This window comes from Actinospica robiniae DSM 44927 (assembly GCF_000504285.1).
Lineage (GTDB): Bacteria > Actinomycetota > Actinomycetes > Streptomycetales > Catenulisporaceae > Actinospica > Actinospica robiniae.
Genome location: NZ_KI632511.1, coordinates 1,450,950 through 1,467,389 on the forward strand (window position 1 = coordinate 1,450,950; position 16,440 = coordinate 1,467,389).

Annotated in this window: 12 protein-coding genes and 2 pseudogenes; 8 read left to right on the forward strand and 6 right to left on the reverse strand. The window is 65.9% G+C overall.

Going from position 1 to position 16,440, the window contains the following annotated elements; genetic code table 11:
• Positions 1-2: 2 nt before the first annotated feature.
• The 3 genes from ACTRO_RS48645 (at position 3) to ACTRO_RS06290 (ending at position 1,469) form a co-directional block, all read left to right on the forward strand.
• Positions 3-293, forward strand: a complete 291-nt coding sequence (locus tag ACTRO_RS48645) for a transposase (protein WP_034261878.1) — start codon at positions 3-5, stop codon at positions 291-293.
• Entirely contained in the window at positions 290-1,210 is a 921-nt protein-coding gene (locus ACTRO_RS06285; RefSeq protein WP_211244118.1) for an IS3 family transposase, read from the forward strand. Before ACTRO_RS48645 ends, ACTRO_RS06285 begins: the two co-directional genes overlap by 4 nt.
• 73 nt (positions 1,211-1,283) lie before the next feature.
• Positions 1,284-1,469 (forward strand): hypothetical protein, encoded by a 186-nt coding sequence (locus ACTRO_RS06290; protein ID WP_034261904.1) that lies wholly within the window; start codon positions 1,284-1,286, stop codon positions 1,467-1,469.
• A gap of 94 nt (positions 1,470-1,563) precedes the next feature.
• On the opposite strand, the gene ACTRO_RS06295 is transcribed toward ACTRO_RS06290, so the two are convergent.
• Positions 1,564-1,959, reverse strand: a complete 396-nt coding sequence (locus ACTRO_RS06295; RefSeq protein ID WP_169739825.1) for a hypothetical protein — start codon at positions 1,957-1,959, stop codon at positions 1,564-1,566.
• A gap of 78 nt (positions 1,960-2,037) precedes the next feature.
• Between ACTRO_RS06295 and ACTRO_RS47955 the strand changes: the two genes are divergently transcribed.
• On the forward strand, positions 2,038-2,604 hold the full coding sequence (locus ACTRO_RS47955; RefSeq protein WP_034261911.1) for a hypothetical protein: 567 nt from the start codon (positions 2,038-2,040) through the stop codon (positions 2,602-2,604).
• Here the strand turns inward: ACTRO_RS47955 and ACTRO_RS50745 are convergent.
• The gene (locus ACTRO_RS50745) at positions 2,523-3,041 is read right to left on the reverse strand and encodes an IS110 family transposase (RefSeq protein WP_051450390.1); all 519 of its coding nucleotides are present in this window, start codon (positions 3,039-3,041) and stop codon (positions 2,523-2,525) included. The two genes, ACTRO_RS47955 and ACTRO_RS50745, sit on opposite strands and share 82 nt — an antisense overlap.
• Here ACTRO_RS50745 and ACTRO_RS06310 point away from each other — a divergent pair.
• Positions 2,946-5,174, forward strand: a complete 2,229-nt coding sequence (locus ACTRO_RS06310) for a hypothetical protein (protein WP_157435836.1) — start codon at positions 2,946-2,948, stop codon at positions 5,172-5,174. The genes ACTRO_RS50745 and ACTRO_RS06310 overlap by 96 nt on opposite strands.
• 96 nt (positions 5,175-5,270) lie before the next feature.
• Here the strand turns inward: ACTRO_RS06310 and ACTRO_RS06315 are convergent, their stop codons facing one another.
• Both ACTRO_RS06315 and ACTRO_RS42850 read right to left on the reverse strand, forming a co-directional pair.
• The gene (locus ACTRO_RS06315) at positions 5,271-5,909 is read right to left on the reverse strand and encodes a hypothetical protein (protein ID WP_034261917.1); all 639 of its coding nucleotides are present in this window, start codon (positions 5,907-5,909) and stop codon (positions 5,271-5,273) included.
• 306 nt (positions 5,910-6,215) lie between these two features.
• Positions 6,216-9,866: a DUF4365 domain-containing protein gene (locus tag ACTRO_RS42850; RefSeq protein ID WP_084316014.1), complete on the reverse strand. Its 3,651-nt coding sequence runs from the start codon at positions 9,864-9,866 to the stop codon at positions 6,216-6,218.
• Between the two features lie 457 nt (positions 9,867-10,323).
• Between ACTRO_RS42850 and ACTRO_RS46860 the strand changes: the two genes are divergently transcribed.
• A complete protein-coding gene (locus ACTRO_RS46860; protein ID WP_157435838.1) occupies positions 10,324-10,869 on the forward strand; it encodes a hypothetical protein in 546 nt (181 codons plus the stop codon).
• A 1,853-nt stretch (positions 10,870-12,722) separates the two neighbouring features.
• On the opposite strand, the gene ACTRO_RS06330 is transcribed toward ACTRO_RS46860, so the two are convergent.
• Positions 12,723-14,009 carry a UvrD-helicase domain-containing protein gene (locus ACTRO_RS06330; RefSeq protein ID WP_034261923.1) on the reverse strand — a complete coding sequence of 429 codons (1,287 nt, stop codon included), beginning with the start codon at positions 14,007-14,009 and terminating at the stop codon, positions 12,723-12,725.
• A gap of 147 nt (positions 14,010-14,156) precedes the next feature.
• Positions 14,157-15,008: pseudogene (locus ACTRO_RS06335) on the reverse strand (reverse transcriptase domain-containing protein); the annotation flags it as partial.
• A gap of 605 nt (positions 15,009-15,613) precedes the next feature.
• On the opposite strand from ACTRO_RS06335, the pseudogene ACTRO_RS51300 reads away from it, so the two are divergent.
• A pseudogene (locus ACTRO_RS51300) lies at positions 15,614-15,994 on the forward strand (IS701 family transposase); the annotation flags it as partial.
• A 94-nt stretch (positions 15,995-16,088) separates the two neighbouring features.
• Positions 16,089-16,394, forward strand: a complete 306-nt coding sequence (locus ACTRO_RS06340) for a hypothetical protein (protein ID WP_034261926.1) — start codon at positions 16,089-16,091, stop codon at positions 16,392-16,394.
• Positions 16,395-16,440: the final 46 nt, after the last annotated feature.

The window sequence follows — 16,440 nt, forward strand, 5'->3', positions numbered from 1 at the left end:
CAGTGGGAGCAGCGCGAAAGAAGTACACGGCCGAGTACAAGTCCCAGGCGGTCGAGCTCGTCATCAGCTCGGGTAAGCCGGTCGCGGAGATCGCCCGCGACCTCGGCATCCATGAAGCCACCCTGGGCAACTGGGTCAATCTCGCCAAGAAGAACGGCACCGTCGTCGAGAAGCCCGTCACCGCCGATGAGCGCGCCCGGCTGCGGGAGCTCGAGGACGAGGTGCGCAAGCTGCGCATGGAAAGAGATTTCCTAAAAAAAGCAGCGGCGTGGTTTGCCAGCCAGAACCAGTGAGGTTCGCCTTCATCTCCTCCATCGTCGAGGACCAGGATGAATCAGGCATACCGCGCCGAGACCGCTACCCGATCGAGCTGATGTGCCGCATCCTGGCGGTCTCCCGATCCGGATATTACGCCTGGTCAAACCGGCAAGAGTCGGCACACACCCAGCGCGACGCCGAGCTGACCGCCGAGATCGTGAAGATAGACCAGGACCACGAGGGCCGCTACGGGATCGACCGCATCCACGCCGAACTGGCCAAGGCGGGCCACGCCACCTCGCAGCGCCGGGTCCGCCGCCTGGCACGGGCCGCCGGCCTGCGCTGCGTACATCCGGCCGCCAGACGCAAGAACACCACCATGCAGGACCCTGCGAACAACCGCGGCCTGCTCGACCTGGTCGAACGCGACTTCTTCCCCGACGCGCCGAACGAGATCTGGTACGGCGACGTCACCTACATCTGGACCCTGGCCGGCTGGGCGTACCTGGCGACAGTGATCGACGGGTTCTCCCGCCAGGTGATCGGATGGGCCGTGGCCGACCACATGCGCGAGGAACTCGTCCTGGACGCGCTGCGCATGGCGATCGCCCGCCGCCGACCAGCACAGGGCCAGACCGTGATGCACACCGACCGAGGCAGCGTCTACACCGGACGCGCATTCCGCGACCTGTGCCTCGACCACGGCATGCTGCCCTCGGTCGGCAACACCGGAATCTGCTTCGATAACGCCGCCGCCGAGTCGTTCAACGCGCTCTACAAGAAGGAACTCATACATCTGTCGATCTGGAGCGAGCTGAAGCAGGTCCGTGCGGCCACCTTCGAGTACATCGAGACCTACTACAACCGCACACGGATCCAGCGCCAGCTCGGATACCTGAGCCCATCTCAATACGAGTCAATTTTTGACAACAAGCTTGCATTAGCAGCATAATACTTACTGTCTACGAAACTGCACGGCGTCCACCCACCGCCACTCCGGCATCGGCTGGCACACCCCGGCCTCCGTGCACCACGGAACCGCCGAACTCATCCGCGACCAGCGCCAACTCGTCCTGAACGCTGCCTATACCGCCAACCCCGAACGCTTCGCCCGCCGCCCCACCGCCCCTACCATCCCCGAAACCGTCTGGATCAACGACCCCAACGCCATAACCCGACCGCCCCTGCCAGCCCACCTGCGCAACAACTAGAAACAAGCTGTCTCACTGGACTTGACATCTACCGCATCGACGGCTGCCTAAGCGGAACCGGACTCGCACGCCAACCCGAGCCACCATGACGACATCACGCTTTGAAGGTCAGTAGCTGTACGCCGAGATCTCCAGCCGCCCGCATCGCGCGTTCGCGCTGTCCGTCAGTCAGGAACTCTCCGTGCTCTGCACGGTGGCCGCAGTAGGTGCACCACAGGCGAATATCATCTGGCAGGCCCTGGTAGTCGCCCGAGTCGATCCTGAAGATGCGCAAGCACTCAGGGCACTGCCGACCGAGGAACCCATCAGGGTCGTCGGGGATGCTCACCCGCATCTGGTAGACGCCGTCGCCGTGGCCGATGATGCTCACGCCGTCAGCCATCAGGAACTCACTCGGGTCCACCATGGACGCCATTATGGGACCGGGCACCGACAGTTCGGCCGCGCCATCGGATCGATCGCGGCCTGCGAAGCCACCGTGCGATGCCACGGCAGATCATGCCCCCTCGGCTCGCGCGTGCGTGGAAACGAGGTCGACCGGGCGCCGCATGGCGATGACAATGGCGGCATGTCGTGGACGCCGCTTACGGAGGATGACTACGCCCGCACGGTTTCCGATCTGCGCGGTCGATGCATCACGGGGGTCACGTACTACCCCCTAGCCCGCGGCGATGAGCGTACCGAGGTCGAGGACTGGGACTTCGGGGACTGGCACCTGCCCACGATGGGGGTGGAGCTGCTCGTTGACAGCAGCACTCGCTTTTCAGCGGTATGGGGCCACAGCTTCGACTACCACGGGTTGGAGATCTACCCAGGACCCGTGTCGGCCCACCTGGGGATGATCGGGCAGCCCGGAGGCACTCCACAGGCGCCGGTTACTGGGCACCCGGCCTGGTCGGGCATCATCGATACGCCCCTCGTTGGCATTGAGGTCCATTGGAGCGAAGGAGCTTACGGACGCCGACTACCCCTTGCGGTGGCGCTGAGCACGCAGACCTGCACGACATGGCTCGTGGCGGGAGCCCCGGCACGGTGGCCCGCCGACGGGCGCTTTCACCTTGGGACCGACGACGCGATGGTCGTCTTCACCCGCACCCTCGCGATTGCGATCGGGCTCACACCGGAGCCGCAGTGAGCGCGACCGGACGAGACCTTGGTGCCGACGGACCGATCGGCGGCGTAGGCGTCGACGGGGTCGGAATTGCCTGCGGCACGGCGCGCTCGGCGGTCGGGTCGGTCGACCTCGATGACGGTGACGTGGTGGGCGCGGAGGTAACGGGCAAGCTCGGCGCCGAAGGATCCGGTGCCCTCCATGCCCACGGCGATCACTTGGCCGTGCGAGCGCAGCCAGGTCAGCAGGCGCCGGTAGCCTGCGGGGGTGGAGGGGAAGGCCTCGGTGGCCAGGTGCCAGCCGATCGTTTCGATGACGGCGGCCTGGTGGAGCTCGGTGTAGGTGTCGATCCCGGCGCCGGTCGGGTGACGCCGGGCCTGTCTGACAAACGACCGCTTGCGCAACGACAACCGTGGCCACGCGCGGGTTATCGGTTCGAATTTCGAGAAGATCAGGGCCACGATGGTGCTGTGAGTTTCATCGGACAGTCAGCCCTTTTCACCGTGACGGTGCGGCCCGCGCGTGCCGCCTACCTGATTGCCGAGGAAAGCCTAGACGGCTTCCGACGGGCGGTGCAGGAAGCGAGCGAGCGGTGGGGTGGCCAGACCGAGCTGATCATCCCGGTCCGTGACGACGGCACGATCTCTTTGGACTCCCAGCGGATGATCGAACTCTCCCACGTGGATGGCCTGGTGAACATCGATGCACCAGTCGATCATGCGAAGTCGTTGGCCGACTCGTTCGGCATGCATCTCACGCCTATCAAGGACATCGACTCGTGGGGCGTGACCCAGTGCACGAGCCACCCTGCCGACTTGGGACCTCCAGGGACCGTCGACGGCAGCAACGGGTACACCATTGCTGCCGAGGGCGATCCGCTGTGGCAGGTGGCCGCTGCGGGCGGTCTGAGCGCCGAAGCTGCGAAGGGCTTCCACGAGTCCGGGTTGACGATCCGCCGTGCTCAGGGCGGCCTCGATATCGGCGAATCGCAGCTCCGGGGCCACACCCTGCTTGAGGCCACAACGGTCTCGATGCGCGAGGCGTGGGCGCCGCTGACCCCAGCCACCTCCCCGACCGTCATCTTCCTCACATCCGAGGACGACTTCGGCGACTGCTTGAAGTTCTGGAACCTGCGGGCGTTACGCCCGGCCGGCCGCGGGGTGATGCCGATGTACCTGCTGCCAGCGGACGTCAGCAGTTGGATGAGCTGGCCGGGCGTATTGTTCGAGGCGTTGAAACGGCCTGCTCACTTCTCGCCCGACGTCCTGATCGTCTCCTCGTCGGTGGCGGAGGAGGCGATGCACGCCTTCGCCGAGAGCATGGGTTTGCAGCTGTCCGAGGAGGCGCCGGCCCGGCCTTTCACGACGGGCAAGGTGCCGAAGCGCTTGGCGCCGTTCACCTACCAACTCGACTGCCCGGTCCACTACTTCGCGTTCGAGCGCCGGTATGGCGAGACTGAGTTCGTCGATGTGCCGGTGGTCGGGGAGAAGACCGTGCTGCGTTTCGCCAGCCCGGTGCCCACCACGGCGGCCTTTGCCGGGCTCTCGCTCGTCAGCATCTCCGGCGAGCCGCTTGACGCCCTCCCGAAGCGCGAGCCCGTGGCGAAGCTCGTCACCGACAGCGCCGAGTGGCATGACGAGGCCATCCAGATCCCCGACTACCTTAAGCGGGATTGGCGGATCGAGCTTCGGATTCCGACGCTGGCCGCCGGCTACGAGGCAGTGATGCGCGAGGTCACCAATGCGCACCGCCTGTCAGACAAGGGCGCGCTCGGCGCGGGACTGATGGAGCAGGGCGCGATCGACGTGTTGCGCGAGGCGAACGTCTTCGAGTCGATCCGGCAGTTGACCACCCCGCGCGGCGAGAAGATCGCCAAGGAGTTGGAGAAGCTGTTCGGCAAGGGCCAGCCGCTGACCGAAGAGCAGAGGGAGTTCGCCGAGAGGTTCGGCGGCCGGAGCGAGCGGACCTTCAAGTGCGCCGAGAACCTGGGGCACGGGTCCTTCGAGGCCGCGCAAACGGCCCTGGAGCGACTAGCCGGCATCGGCTGGGCCGAGCGCGGTTTCCGGACCGTGTGCGGCGAGTGCACAAACAAGAGCTTCGTGCCGTTCTCCGCGGAGGCCGCCCGCGGAGTCGCGCGGTGCCCCGTGTGCGGCGCCACGACCGACTACACGCGCGAGCCCGCGCCGCGCGGCCTGGTCGTCTACTACCGGCTCGACGGGCGCGTGGACTTCGCCAACGACAGCGGCGTGATCGCGCATTTGATGGTGCTCGGGACGCTCCAACGCCGCTACAAGCACACCTTCCTCAAGCCGGGGGTCGACCTGTTCTTCACCGACGGGGTGGAGGGCGAGGCCGACGTCCTCGGGGTCTGCGACGGCAAGCTGGTCAGCGGCGAGGTGAAGATGTCCGGCTACTCCTTCACGGAGAAGCAGCTGGAGAAGGACCTGGACATTGTGCAGCGGCTGCGCTCCGAGATCTACGTGATGGCCGCCACCAGCCCCATCGAGGACGAGGCCAAACAGCGCGCCAAGGCCCGGTGCGACGAGCTCGGCGTGCAGCTGCTGCTCCTCGAACGCGACGACCTGCTGCGCTGACCCGCCCCGCCCCGACCCCGCCGGACACGCGGGAAGGGCGCCACTGCGCGCGTACCGCGGCCCCGACCTCTTCGTAGGTCGCGGTAGCTTCCAGCCCTACTTGCCGTTCTGGCGCAGGCGGCTCGTGGCGCTCTCGTCGAGCTCGGCCACCAGGTTCAGCTCCGGAGCGATCTCGGAGGGCGCGCCGAACAGGCCGCAGAGCATCTCGCCAGCGCGGTCGATGGCCTCCTTCAGGGTCGTGCCGAAGGCGGTGTCGTGCGCGGCCCCGAGGATCGCGGCGCTGTAGTAGTCATCGGACCAGGAGACCAGGACCGTGTTCTGGCGGAACTTGAACACCTTCCAGTCGTCTTCGCTGGCCATCCTGCGCTGCAAGTCCGAGGGCTTGCGGGCGCGCTCCTCCCGGTCCCCGCCCTCGATCCACGCGGCCACCTTGGCGATCGTCGAGCACACGTCGGTGCGGTCCCCGTCGTAGTCGAAGCACTCGAACCACCCGGCGTCGGTGACGCGGACGTTCAGGCGCGATTCGCCGAACAGGCCGAGGCTCCACAGAGCCTCGGGAACGGCCCCGCCCTTGTTGACGATGTCGAAGTGCCAGCCAGCGCGGCCGGCGAGGAGGTCGCCGAGCTCCCGCCAGGCGGCCATGACGGTGCGGTCGCCGCCGCGCCCGAAGGAGAGGCAGGCGTTGTAGTAGTCGGCGTCGAACCCGACGCGGGCATTCGTGTGAGGAGATTCCACGCCTCCGAGACTAACGGCACCCGCCGACACTTCCGGCCATCTCGTTCACCGCTGCCGAAACGGCCCAAACGGCATCCGGTCATTATCCGCGTTACCCCGTGGCTCTGTTGCACAACCGACCGCTTGTGCAACAGGGCTGCATCGGCCCCGGGCCACAGCGATCATCAGCGGTCCGGTCCGGTCCGGGTGGAGCGGCGCGGCGGAGGAAGGGCAGGACCGTCGAGTCGCCCGGTTCCGAAGTCTCGGCATCGGCCTTCTGGCGGCTGTGGGGCGGCCGTAGGGGCGCGGCTGGCGCTGCGCATCACCTCAGCCGTCGAAGCCCGCTTCAGGCAGAAGAGACCGCGCAATCGTGATCGGGTTGTCGACGCCCCGCTTCTTGAGCCGGTCGATCAGGGCGCTCAGCACGAAGGCGGGCCCGGGAACGATGCCCGGCTGTGCGTCGCACGCCGTCCGTGCGAGGAACTCTTCGGGGGCTGAGGTGCTGGCAAGGTGGCAGGCGAGCAGCGCGTCGACGAGGATCTGCTGGAAGTGCTGGGTGGCCCGGCTAGCGGGCGCAGCGTTGACGGAGCCGAACAACGCCGCCTGCGTGGCCATGAAGAGCGCCTCGGGCGAGTGGGCCGCAGCAGCTGTCGCGATCTCGAGCCACATGTGTGGCGCCTGAGGCACATGGTGCCGCCACCATTCGGTTCGCAGTAAGGGCAGCAATCCGACTCCGGCAGCCCAGCCATTGTCTTGGGCCAGCGCAATGATGTGCGGGGCGCCTAACGGAAGATCCACGACGAAGTGGCCGGCGAGGGCGAGCATCGCCGCTGAACGGTCGACCAGCACCAGCGTTTCCTCTAGTGCGTCAAAGAGATCGATGATGCTGAAGGCGCGCACGCCTCGTTGCCTGGCCTGTTGGCGCAGAGCGATGTCGTCGCACCACAGCGGCTCGGCCTGCTCCTCAGCAAGGGCGAGGGTGTCTGCCGGGGCGTCTGTGCGGATCGAGGGGTGGGCCGATTCCGTCTGTGAGGCGATGAGTTCGAGTGCGAGCGCGCTCTCACGAAGGTACTGCTTCTGCTCCAGGGACAGGGTGGAGCGCTGGACGGTGCCGTCCTTCAGTATCGCAGCGGTGTAGGAGGACAGGTCGATCTCTCGGAACCGCTCGCGGGTCATCGTTGCGTCCGTCACTGAGCTTCTCGCGATCAGCATTCGGCGAAGCGATGTGATGATCCGAAGCCGATCGTCGTCTCCGAGGAGGGTTAGGAGGTGGAGCGATGAAAGGTCGGCGACGCACCTGCCGCTCTTAAGCGCTTCTCCCGCCGCGGCCCTGCCCGCTGCTCGCACACCCGGGGACAAATCGATCGCCGGGACCACGCCGCCAGGGCGGCGGATGATGGCGGTCGCGTAGGGAGCCGCGACGAATCGCGCAATCTCCGCCACTGCGCGGCGCCCCTGGCCGACCTCGGTAGCAATCTTCTGATATTCTGCCGGGTCCGGCTGATCCGGCGCCATGGCCTCGCGCAGGGTAGCGTCGTCGTCTGCAGCAAGTCGGAGCATTCCGCCCGGTCGGTTGCGAATCTGCTCCTGCAGACGCTGGACATCCAGCTTGGCCTGATCGGAGTGCCGGGTTCCAGGCTGAGGCGGGGCGAGCAGGACCTCGCGCACCAGAATGCCCACCGCCACCTCGCGCAGCGCTCCGTCCGGCAGGCCGTGCGCGATCTCAATGAGCACTTGGGCGTCGTCAACGGTCAACTCCACTCCGAAATGGAGTTGAATGAAGAGTTTCATCTCCTCCGCGCCCACCGGGTCCGGACGGTGGCGGGCCAGGGCCGTACGCGCGGCGACTACGTCGCCCTTAAGGAAGATTGCTTTGACATATGACCAGGTAAGTGCGGGAGAGTCCCCGAACTGCATGGCCCTAGCCGCAAAAGCCATAGCCTGGTCATACAAGCCCTTATCCGCCGTATGCCCGATGTACCAGTTCGCCAGGCTCATCCGCACCGCCGAGGGCCATCCGTCGTCGCCGATGCGCCGCTCGATCATCCCTGCGGCCTGGTCCTCGCGGCCATTTTTCCCATAGAGATCGAGTAGCTGTAGCGCTAAGCCGGCCGCCGGCCAGACGGTGCTCTGCTTTTCTGCCTCCTCGATGGCGCGCTCTGGGCCTTCCAGCTCTTCGATGACTGCGACGAGTTCGTGCGCGGCGTGCGCGGAGCGGTTGGCCATCTCGCGCAGTCGGGCGATCCCGAGCACCCGGTCACCCGAACGTGCCTGGTAGCAAGCGGTTAAGATCCTGTAGGTCTCGTCCGGAAATACTGCGCGCTGATGTAGGTCGTCGGCCTCCGGCGGCCAGACTCCGAGCCGCACAAGGGCCGCGACGACGCGTACAGCCATCCCCGGATCCGCGGATTCGTCCAACACGCGGCGATACCCCTCAATGCGCTCCGTGGGCGGGCGACTCGTAGCCTCGCCCTCGAGAACCCCTAGCTCGCGCTGGTCGGGGCCGTCAGGCAGCCGGGTGAGGAAGGCGCGGTAAGCATCCGCACGGTCAACCGCCAGCGCGGCAAACGCGCCGCGCCGCGCGATCTCGGGGTCCGCGACCTCGGTCTGCCGGGCTCTGCCGCCTTCGCTATCGGGGAGAGCGGCTTCCACCGCTGCCTCCATGTCGGTCGCGATGAGGATGTCAAGCTGTAGGGCAAGGGCTTCGCTGCTTGGCCCATCCCACCGACGGCGTTCCTCGACGACCTCGCTCGCGAAGACCAGGGCCCTGCGGAACTCGGCAGGTGCCATATCCGTCATGAGTGCGCGACGATGGTGCAGTTTGGCTAGTTCAAGCCGTGTACGGGTGTCTCGGAGGTGGGCTGCGGCCACTGCACGCTCTGCGAACCCGATGGCTTCATCCACCCTGCCCGAGCGGTTGGCGTTTTCCGCCAGGAACATCATGGCGATCGGCTCTGCTGCCAGTTGCTCGCTGCCGGCGTTCTGCACGGACGCCGGAACCGGGAACGGCTTGCCGTCGTCGACGGGGACCTCCAGCTGGCTCAGGCCGATGTCGGCCAGCAGCACCTGCCCGAGCTCGCGCGCCCGCACGAGTTGCGCTCTGGCCTCCTCACGGTCACTGGCCAGCAGCAAAAGCCCGGCTTGGACGACATCGCGCGTCATATCCGGCCCTTCGAGTTCCGCCGCCCGCAAGAACGCCTCGGCGGCCAGACTGAAGCAGTTATGGTCGCTCGCGTAGACGCCGACGGCGCGCCACATCGCGTCGGCGATCGGGCTCCCGATCAACCACGACGGTTCCGCACTGATCATCGCATCGGCGGTAAGCGCTGGAGCGCGACGGCCGCCGGCGAGATACTCCGCCAAGCGCGCGGCTCCCAGCTGATCGACAGTTTCGATGCGCTGCAGAAGCTCGACGACTCCTGGTGAAAGCACTGCGAGATGGCGCGGGAACTGCTCGGCGACCCCGTCCGCTCGGCGCGCAAGGCTGATCAGTGCTTCGGCCGCGGTCGCGTCTAGCGGGTGGCTGCGCGGGACCACGAGCGAGAAGCGGTCCGCGTTCTCCGTGACGGTGCGGGTGGAGATGACCTGCCAGTACGCTTCACGACGGCTGTTCACGAGCACGACCACCGTCGGCAGGGACCCGCCCAGCCAGTACGCGAGATGGTCGTTGCTGTCTCGGAACCTCCATCCCCTTTCACTGTCTGGCTCATCGAAGAAGGAATCACCGCTCTTGACCTGAATAGCAAGGAGCCGTCCGGTCACGAGCGGCTCCGGAAAGTCGAGATTGACGATCTCGGCGTGGGCGTCGATCCCGTAATCGAAGCGCTGCTGGACCCGGAACAGCCAGCGCAGCTCGTCGCGGAAGAAGCACTCCACGTGGCGCACCCCGGCGTCTTCGCGTTCTTCGGTTGGCGAGACCTTCATCCCCGCCGGCCGCAACTTGCTGCGATCGCGACGCTGCGTCTCCGGCAGTGACACGGCGCCTCCCTCAATGAACGACCCGCTCTAGTCCGGGAACCCGGCTGGTATTAGCCTAGGCGCGCCCGCCGACACATGCGCATGATCCACGGAAGCCGGAGCGATGCTCTCGAAATGGCATGATCACCCAGCAACCTACTGATCAACAAGGTTGCTGTTTCTCCACTCGCTCCTCTTCGGCGTAGTCGAATTCGCCTGGCTTTGGCCCGGGGCAGTGTGAACCGCACCCCGGGTTCCGTCCACGGCTGCCGATTGCGCTGCGGATCAGACGGCTCGTCTTTGCAGAACGGCGAGCGGGCAGTCATGGACGGAACCCGGTGCGATTCAGCATTCGGACCCTTTTCTGGCGCCACAGCCTCGACTCGTACCTGGTAGCGGCCGATGAGTCCGGTCTCGATCCAGCCACGGATCAGCCACATGCGGAAAGCGCGGGGAGGTCGTCAGTATCGTGCCGCACATGAGCAACCGCGACCTGCTCGCTCTGGCCTGCGTTGTCGTTCTAAGCGCTGCGCTCTGCGGCTGCAGCAGCGCCACCCCGACGCCCGCATCGACGACGAGACCCGCGACCCTCCACCTGGCGTTCACCGGAGCCGTGGCGTCAGGCAGCGGCGTGACGGCCACGGACGCGCTGTGCACGCAGGGATCCGGAGGTCCTTCGGACGGCTGGGCCTGGAGCGCGACACTCATCACGCCCGGTAACCGATGGCAGATCTCTCTCGACTACACGGGCACAACACTCAAACCGGGACGTTTCCAGCTCAACGACGGTCAAGCCGGTATCGCGAACAGTACCCCGATGATCTTCGAGATACAGTCTACTGACCCGATCGCGGACTACCTGACCTCGGCTGGTGCGACTTCGTACACGTACTACATGCCCGAGACGACAAACTATGCAACGGTCGACGCGTCATTGGAATCCGGGACGATTGATGCGACATTCACCCCGTGGACACCGAGCAACCTCACCTTCACCATCAAGGGCACGTGGTCCTGCGCCTGACCCAGAGGCCCCGCGGCGCGCACCAGCCGCAGAAAGTGGCGAGGGCCGCGTTTGCCTGGTTGACGCTGCAGTCGTTGCTACCGTGCCGCACCGACAGGAACGGCACGCCACGGCGAAGGCGCGGAGACGCCGGTCGCGACAGAGGACAAAGCCGCAGCGCGCTAGCGACACCAGTCGTCCCCGGTTCCCAGATCACCACCCAGCGCGGATCCGGCACCTTCGCGGAGTAACGATCGAATTGATCGCCCCGTTCGGAGTGCAGAAGAGGTCGCCAGCTCACCCGCCCGAGCGCTTCCACGTCTCGGAGGAGATCACCGGTTCAGTCTCTCGGCGCTGGTCGATCAGATCTGACCGCGGCTCAGCCGGACGAGACTTCGGCCTCTCCGGTGGGGAGCATGCTCCCCACCCTGCTCCCCATTCTCACGTTCACAGCGCCGCCTCCGACGCTCAGGAAGAGGCACGCCGCGAGGTCTCACTTCGAGTACATCAGCCCAGCTCAGGAGGCCTACGAGTCGGCGCGGAGAGCGCGGACGCTGGACGCGGAAGCGGCACCGACTCATCCGGGAAGCAGTACCTGGCGGGGCATCAGAGAAAGGCGGGTGATGTGAGAAGGGTTCAACCCTCCGACCAATCCCAATGGGAGCGTCATGGGGAGCCGAACCGGGGAGCACGCTCCCCTGCGAATGCGCTGAACTGCGTGTAACTGCAGGGCTTACGAGCCATCAGATTTGGGTAAGTGCAGGTCAGTGACATCTTCATGGAGATCTCTTTGCGAGAGTATACGGTGATTTCCGTATTCACACGGAAGAGGTCACTGGTTCGATCCCAGTATCGCCCACTAGCATTACCGCAGCTCAGAGGCCATGATAGCCGTCAAAGTTATCATGGCCTTTATGCTTTCTGCTCCCCGCTTTCACCGCTCCCCCTGCTCCCCGGGGAGCAGGGCGGGGAGCAGATCAGATAAGTGCTCACCTGCGGATTCGTGTCGTCAGTTTTGTCAGTCGGATTCCGTTCAACCTTCCGCAACTGACCGGACCGCGTGATCCGCGCATCGGAGGGCCACGGTCGTCACCCGCGATGCGGAGCCGTGGATCGTCTGGATCCTCTGCGCAGCGTCGGAAATCCGTCACTCGCTGATGATTCGTCAGCAAGGTATGGGGTGACCTCTTCCGCGTTGGCCTCCACGACGCGTTCCGGCGTGACGTCTCGGCACGTCGGATGAGAAGTCAAGTAGTTCAGGGTGCTTTCATGGCGTGTCGTGATGCAATCTTCGCGGCGAGAGCGGGTTTGCAGTTGAGTGCCGCTTGGGCGCAGTTGATCGATCGGCCCCTGTCGGCGATGGCCGCCCTCACACGGGCGCTTGGCCCAACGGGCGGCAACTAGGGTCCAAGTGCCACCAACAGCGGCCCAACGGGCCGGAACGGGGCTTCTGCGGGGTCTGGCTGAGGAAGCGCTCCAGGGTGCCGACGTAGCGAACCTGGGGGTAGACCTCGGCCGTGAAACAGCCTCCGGCACGACGAACACAACCGCGCCGGTGGCTTGCGAGGAGCGCCTCTTGGCCGTGCGACCGAGCGCGTCGAGCGTGGACTCAGGCACGAGCAGCACGCTGCCGCCCCGAACACGCTCAGGTCCTCGCCCACGCTCACCATGATTCCGCTGCCGTCTGTCGCTCCCGCCATCGGATCTGCCCGCTCTGACAACACCGGCCCGCAGGGCTTGGGTTTGCGGTCATCCAGCTTATGACTTGCGGTTCCAGCTAATGCGACCCGGGTTCCGGGAGCCTCCGCAGAATTCGGGGTACACCATGTGCGATCGCGCCCGCAATCTTTGGTTCGGCCGTATGTCCGTCCCGGTCACAGATCGACGACGAGCCAACCGTCTTGACTGAGGGCGGGGAGAAACGGTCTTGCTCGTCCCTGGTGGACCGCCAGAGCGAGCAGGTAGCGGGCCCTGGTTGCAGCCACGAACGTCGTCAAGGCGGCTGTGCGGTTGACCTCCCGAACGGAGGAGATGGGCTCGAGGCCTGCAATCACCGGCAGGAGAGGCCCAAGATCGTAAGCCCTGCCGTCTGTCGTTGCGCATTCGAGAACCAGGGTCGCACAGTGGTTCTCGCCCTTCGCGCTGTGGACCGAGCTCGCGATGGATGGCCTGACAGTACCAGCTGATCTAGGTGCATCCGTGTAGAACGCGAGGCGATCGCACAGCAGGCCGATCGCAGCCAGCGGACGGCCCGCGACATGTTCGACGGCGTCCACAAGCGATCGAACGAAGGCGCGCCACGGGTTCGGGCTGTCCCGGTCTTGCGTCAGAGCAGTGACAATCAACGTGCGGATCTGATGGCCGGGGGTTCCTGGCTCTCGCCCGAGGTCCGGCAATGGGGGCAGTAACGCGGGCTCCGCCTGAGGACTTGCCGCAGCTTCGTGTTGCCAAACGAGGCGACGAAGTGCGTCCCAGAGCAGTGCTGATCCGGGACGGACTCTTTCGTGGCGGCGTACGACGGCACGAGCCTCGCGATAGGCGTACAGAAGAGCGCCGCGGGGGTCCGCCGGTCCGGACGGGGTGAGTTCCGGCATGTAGCAGCAGACAGCTTTGGGGAAGAGTTCCGATTTGCCCGGTTTAATGCGTCCCCCGAGGACTCTAGGTGCCGCCGTCGCGAATACGTCGGCCGGCACCATTTCTCTAGCCAGGTCCTCGAACGAAGGCACAACGCGGTCTACAGAGGCTTCCGTAAACGTGAAGATGGCAAGTTTTCCGGCTGGGCCGACGCCGTGGATCTGCTGGGTGCGGGAGGCCGTCAAGCGGGTGGCCACTCTCGCGATTTCGGCTCCGAATCGTTGGCTGACCGGCAGCTCGAGCGCAGATGCCTTCGGGAAGCCGCGGTCCGCGTCGCTACTCTCACTGTCCCGATAGATCCGCTGATTCACATCGCCGACGCGCTGGATGACTACGGAGCTGCCAAAGACCGTCTCGAGGAGGCGGGACTGCATGGCATCGGTGTCCTGCATCTCGTCGATGAGAACGAAGGGAAACCGGTGGCGAAGCCCGGCCACCGCTCGTGGATTGCGATGGGCGTGCTGGGCGGCGAACGCGTACATGTCGTGGAAGCGCAGGACGCCATCCCGGGTCAGCCGCGTCTTCAAAGTCCTTCCTCGAAACGATCTAGCCGAAGCCCAGCCCGGGTTATCCCGAGCGCCGGGCTACGCCACCCCCACCAGCCAGCACCGCCCCGACCACCTCGGCATAACTCGAACATCGGCATAAGCGGACTTATCCCGAGCTCGGGATAAGTCCGCATACCGGGAGATCCGGTAGTTGGGAAGACCGTGCCGGCGACGCCTGGCCCGGTGCCACGCGGTGGTAGCCGGGCCGCCCGAGCCCTGGGCGATATGTTCGTCCAGGACCGAGAGGGCGATGTTGCTGAGCAACGGCGAAAGGATCGAACCCTGCGGGGTTCCGGCGTTGTTCTCCCGAAGCACGCGGTCCTCACCGAGGATGCCCGCCTTCAAGAACGCCTTCACCAGGGCCAGCACGCGTTTGTCCCCGATCCGAGCCCGCACCCGGACCATCAGGGCCGAATGCGAGATCTCGTCGAAACAGGCCTTGATATCGCCCTCGACGATCCACTCGTAGGAATGGGTCGTCATATGGCGCACCTCGGCCACCGCGTCATGAGCCCGGCGATTCGGGCGGAGCCCGTAGGAGCACGGGAGGAAATCCGCCTCGAAGATCGGCTCCAACACCAGTTTCACGGATGCCTGCACCACCCGGTCGCGGATCGTGGCGATCCCCAGGCGGCGCCACTTGCCGCCCGCCTTCGGGATCATCCGTTCCCGCACCGGCAGCGGACGGAAGCTACGGTCCCGAAGCGAGTCCCGCACTTGGTCGAGAAACTCCTCGACCCCCGTCCACAACGCGATCGAGGCCGCGGTACGGCCATCGACCCCGGCCGTCTTGGCACCCTTGTTCCCCTGTACCCGATCCCACGCGACCAGAAGGAACGCGGGATCGGCGACGAGGTTGAACAGATCATCGAACCTGCGACGAGGATCGTCACAGGCCCACCGGTGCAGCTTGCCCTGGATCCCCAGTACCCGGCGCTGCGCCTCGTAGAAGCGCAACTCCAGCTCGTCAGTGTTCACCAACGCACTCTCCTGACCTTCCAGTAGCCATCGCTGCCAACTTGCTGGCCTCCTTCGCCATGTACGCGCCTCTCGCGCGTTCGGACTACTACGAGGCCTCCGCCCCATCCCACGGCCCACAGCCGGCAACGGACCTGCCCACCGCCGCACCGGATGCCCGGCGGGAGGGCGACCGCGGATGGTTCCCACGTTCACCAGCGAATCGATCGGCGAGTGAGGCGCCCGCCTTTACCCCGACAGCATCGCCACGGCTACGCCGCAGGCTTTCACCGTGGCCTTCCCACCGGATCGTCCAACCGGCTTCGAAGTTGCCCGCCAGGTCCACAAGACCCCGACGGCCACGCGCTGCATCCCGGCCCATATCCGTCAGATTTGAGCACGGTCCTGGACTTACGGGGCGTCAGACAGCGGTTCCTCTCGTACACCTTCTCGCCTTGCTTGCCGGACCCAGACCGTCTGACAGTTCCGGCCCGTCCCGTACGTTGTCGGGGCTGCTCCCACCGCCAACCGGCGTTCCCCGGCGCGGCTGCCCCCAGCTTCACCGGCCAGCTGCGACTGACCGGAGGTAGAGTCCTTTCACCCCTGCTCGATTCACCAGCGCCTCGTGGCGCACAGACGACTTCCAAGACGCCAAGCAGTCCGTCGCCCTGGATCAGACCCAGGTACGCGGCTACCGCGCCTGGAAACGACACACCGCCCTCGCCCTGGCCGCCTACGCGCTGCTGGCCATCGCATCCGCGCTGGCCAAAGCCGCCCACCCTCAACCCGTCCTGCCCGACGACACCGACCAGCAGGCACCCACCGACTGTGGCATGACCGCGCTGACCGTCCCCGAGATCCAGCGCCTACTGACCACGACCGCCGCTTGGCGAATACCAGCGAGCCAGGACATTGAATTCCATCTGGCCTGGTCCGACTGGCGCCGAAGCCACCAGGCCCGAGCACGCTGGCACCACTACCGCACACGCCTCGCACTCACAGCATGACCACACGTATCAGCCCACGAAGTCCGACTGCCGTAGTAGCAGACGAGAAGTGCAAACCCGCGCAAGTGTCGGATCCGCTCGTCATGATGGATCCATGACCCGATTCGCCTTCGATCCGCAAGACCAGCGACTCATCGCCACATGGGGCACCGGACAGGGCGACCGCGCGGCGACGGTGACCATACTCACCCAGGACACCGGCGACGCGCACGGCCTGGTGCTGGCGCATGCAATGACCATTCTGGCTGACTGCCTCTGGCGTGCCTACACGAAGCCGGCGGCCGACCTCGGCGACGGCGAGGACCACAACAGCCCGGCCTGGCACCGGGCGCAGACCCGGGAATCTTACGCAAGGTCCCGAAGGCGATCACGAAGCCCAACCTCCCCGAGCACGGGATGATGATGGTCAGCTACGAGCCAATCGTCGAATCCGCCCACCGGCTCGG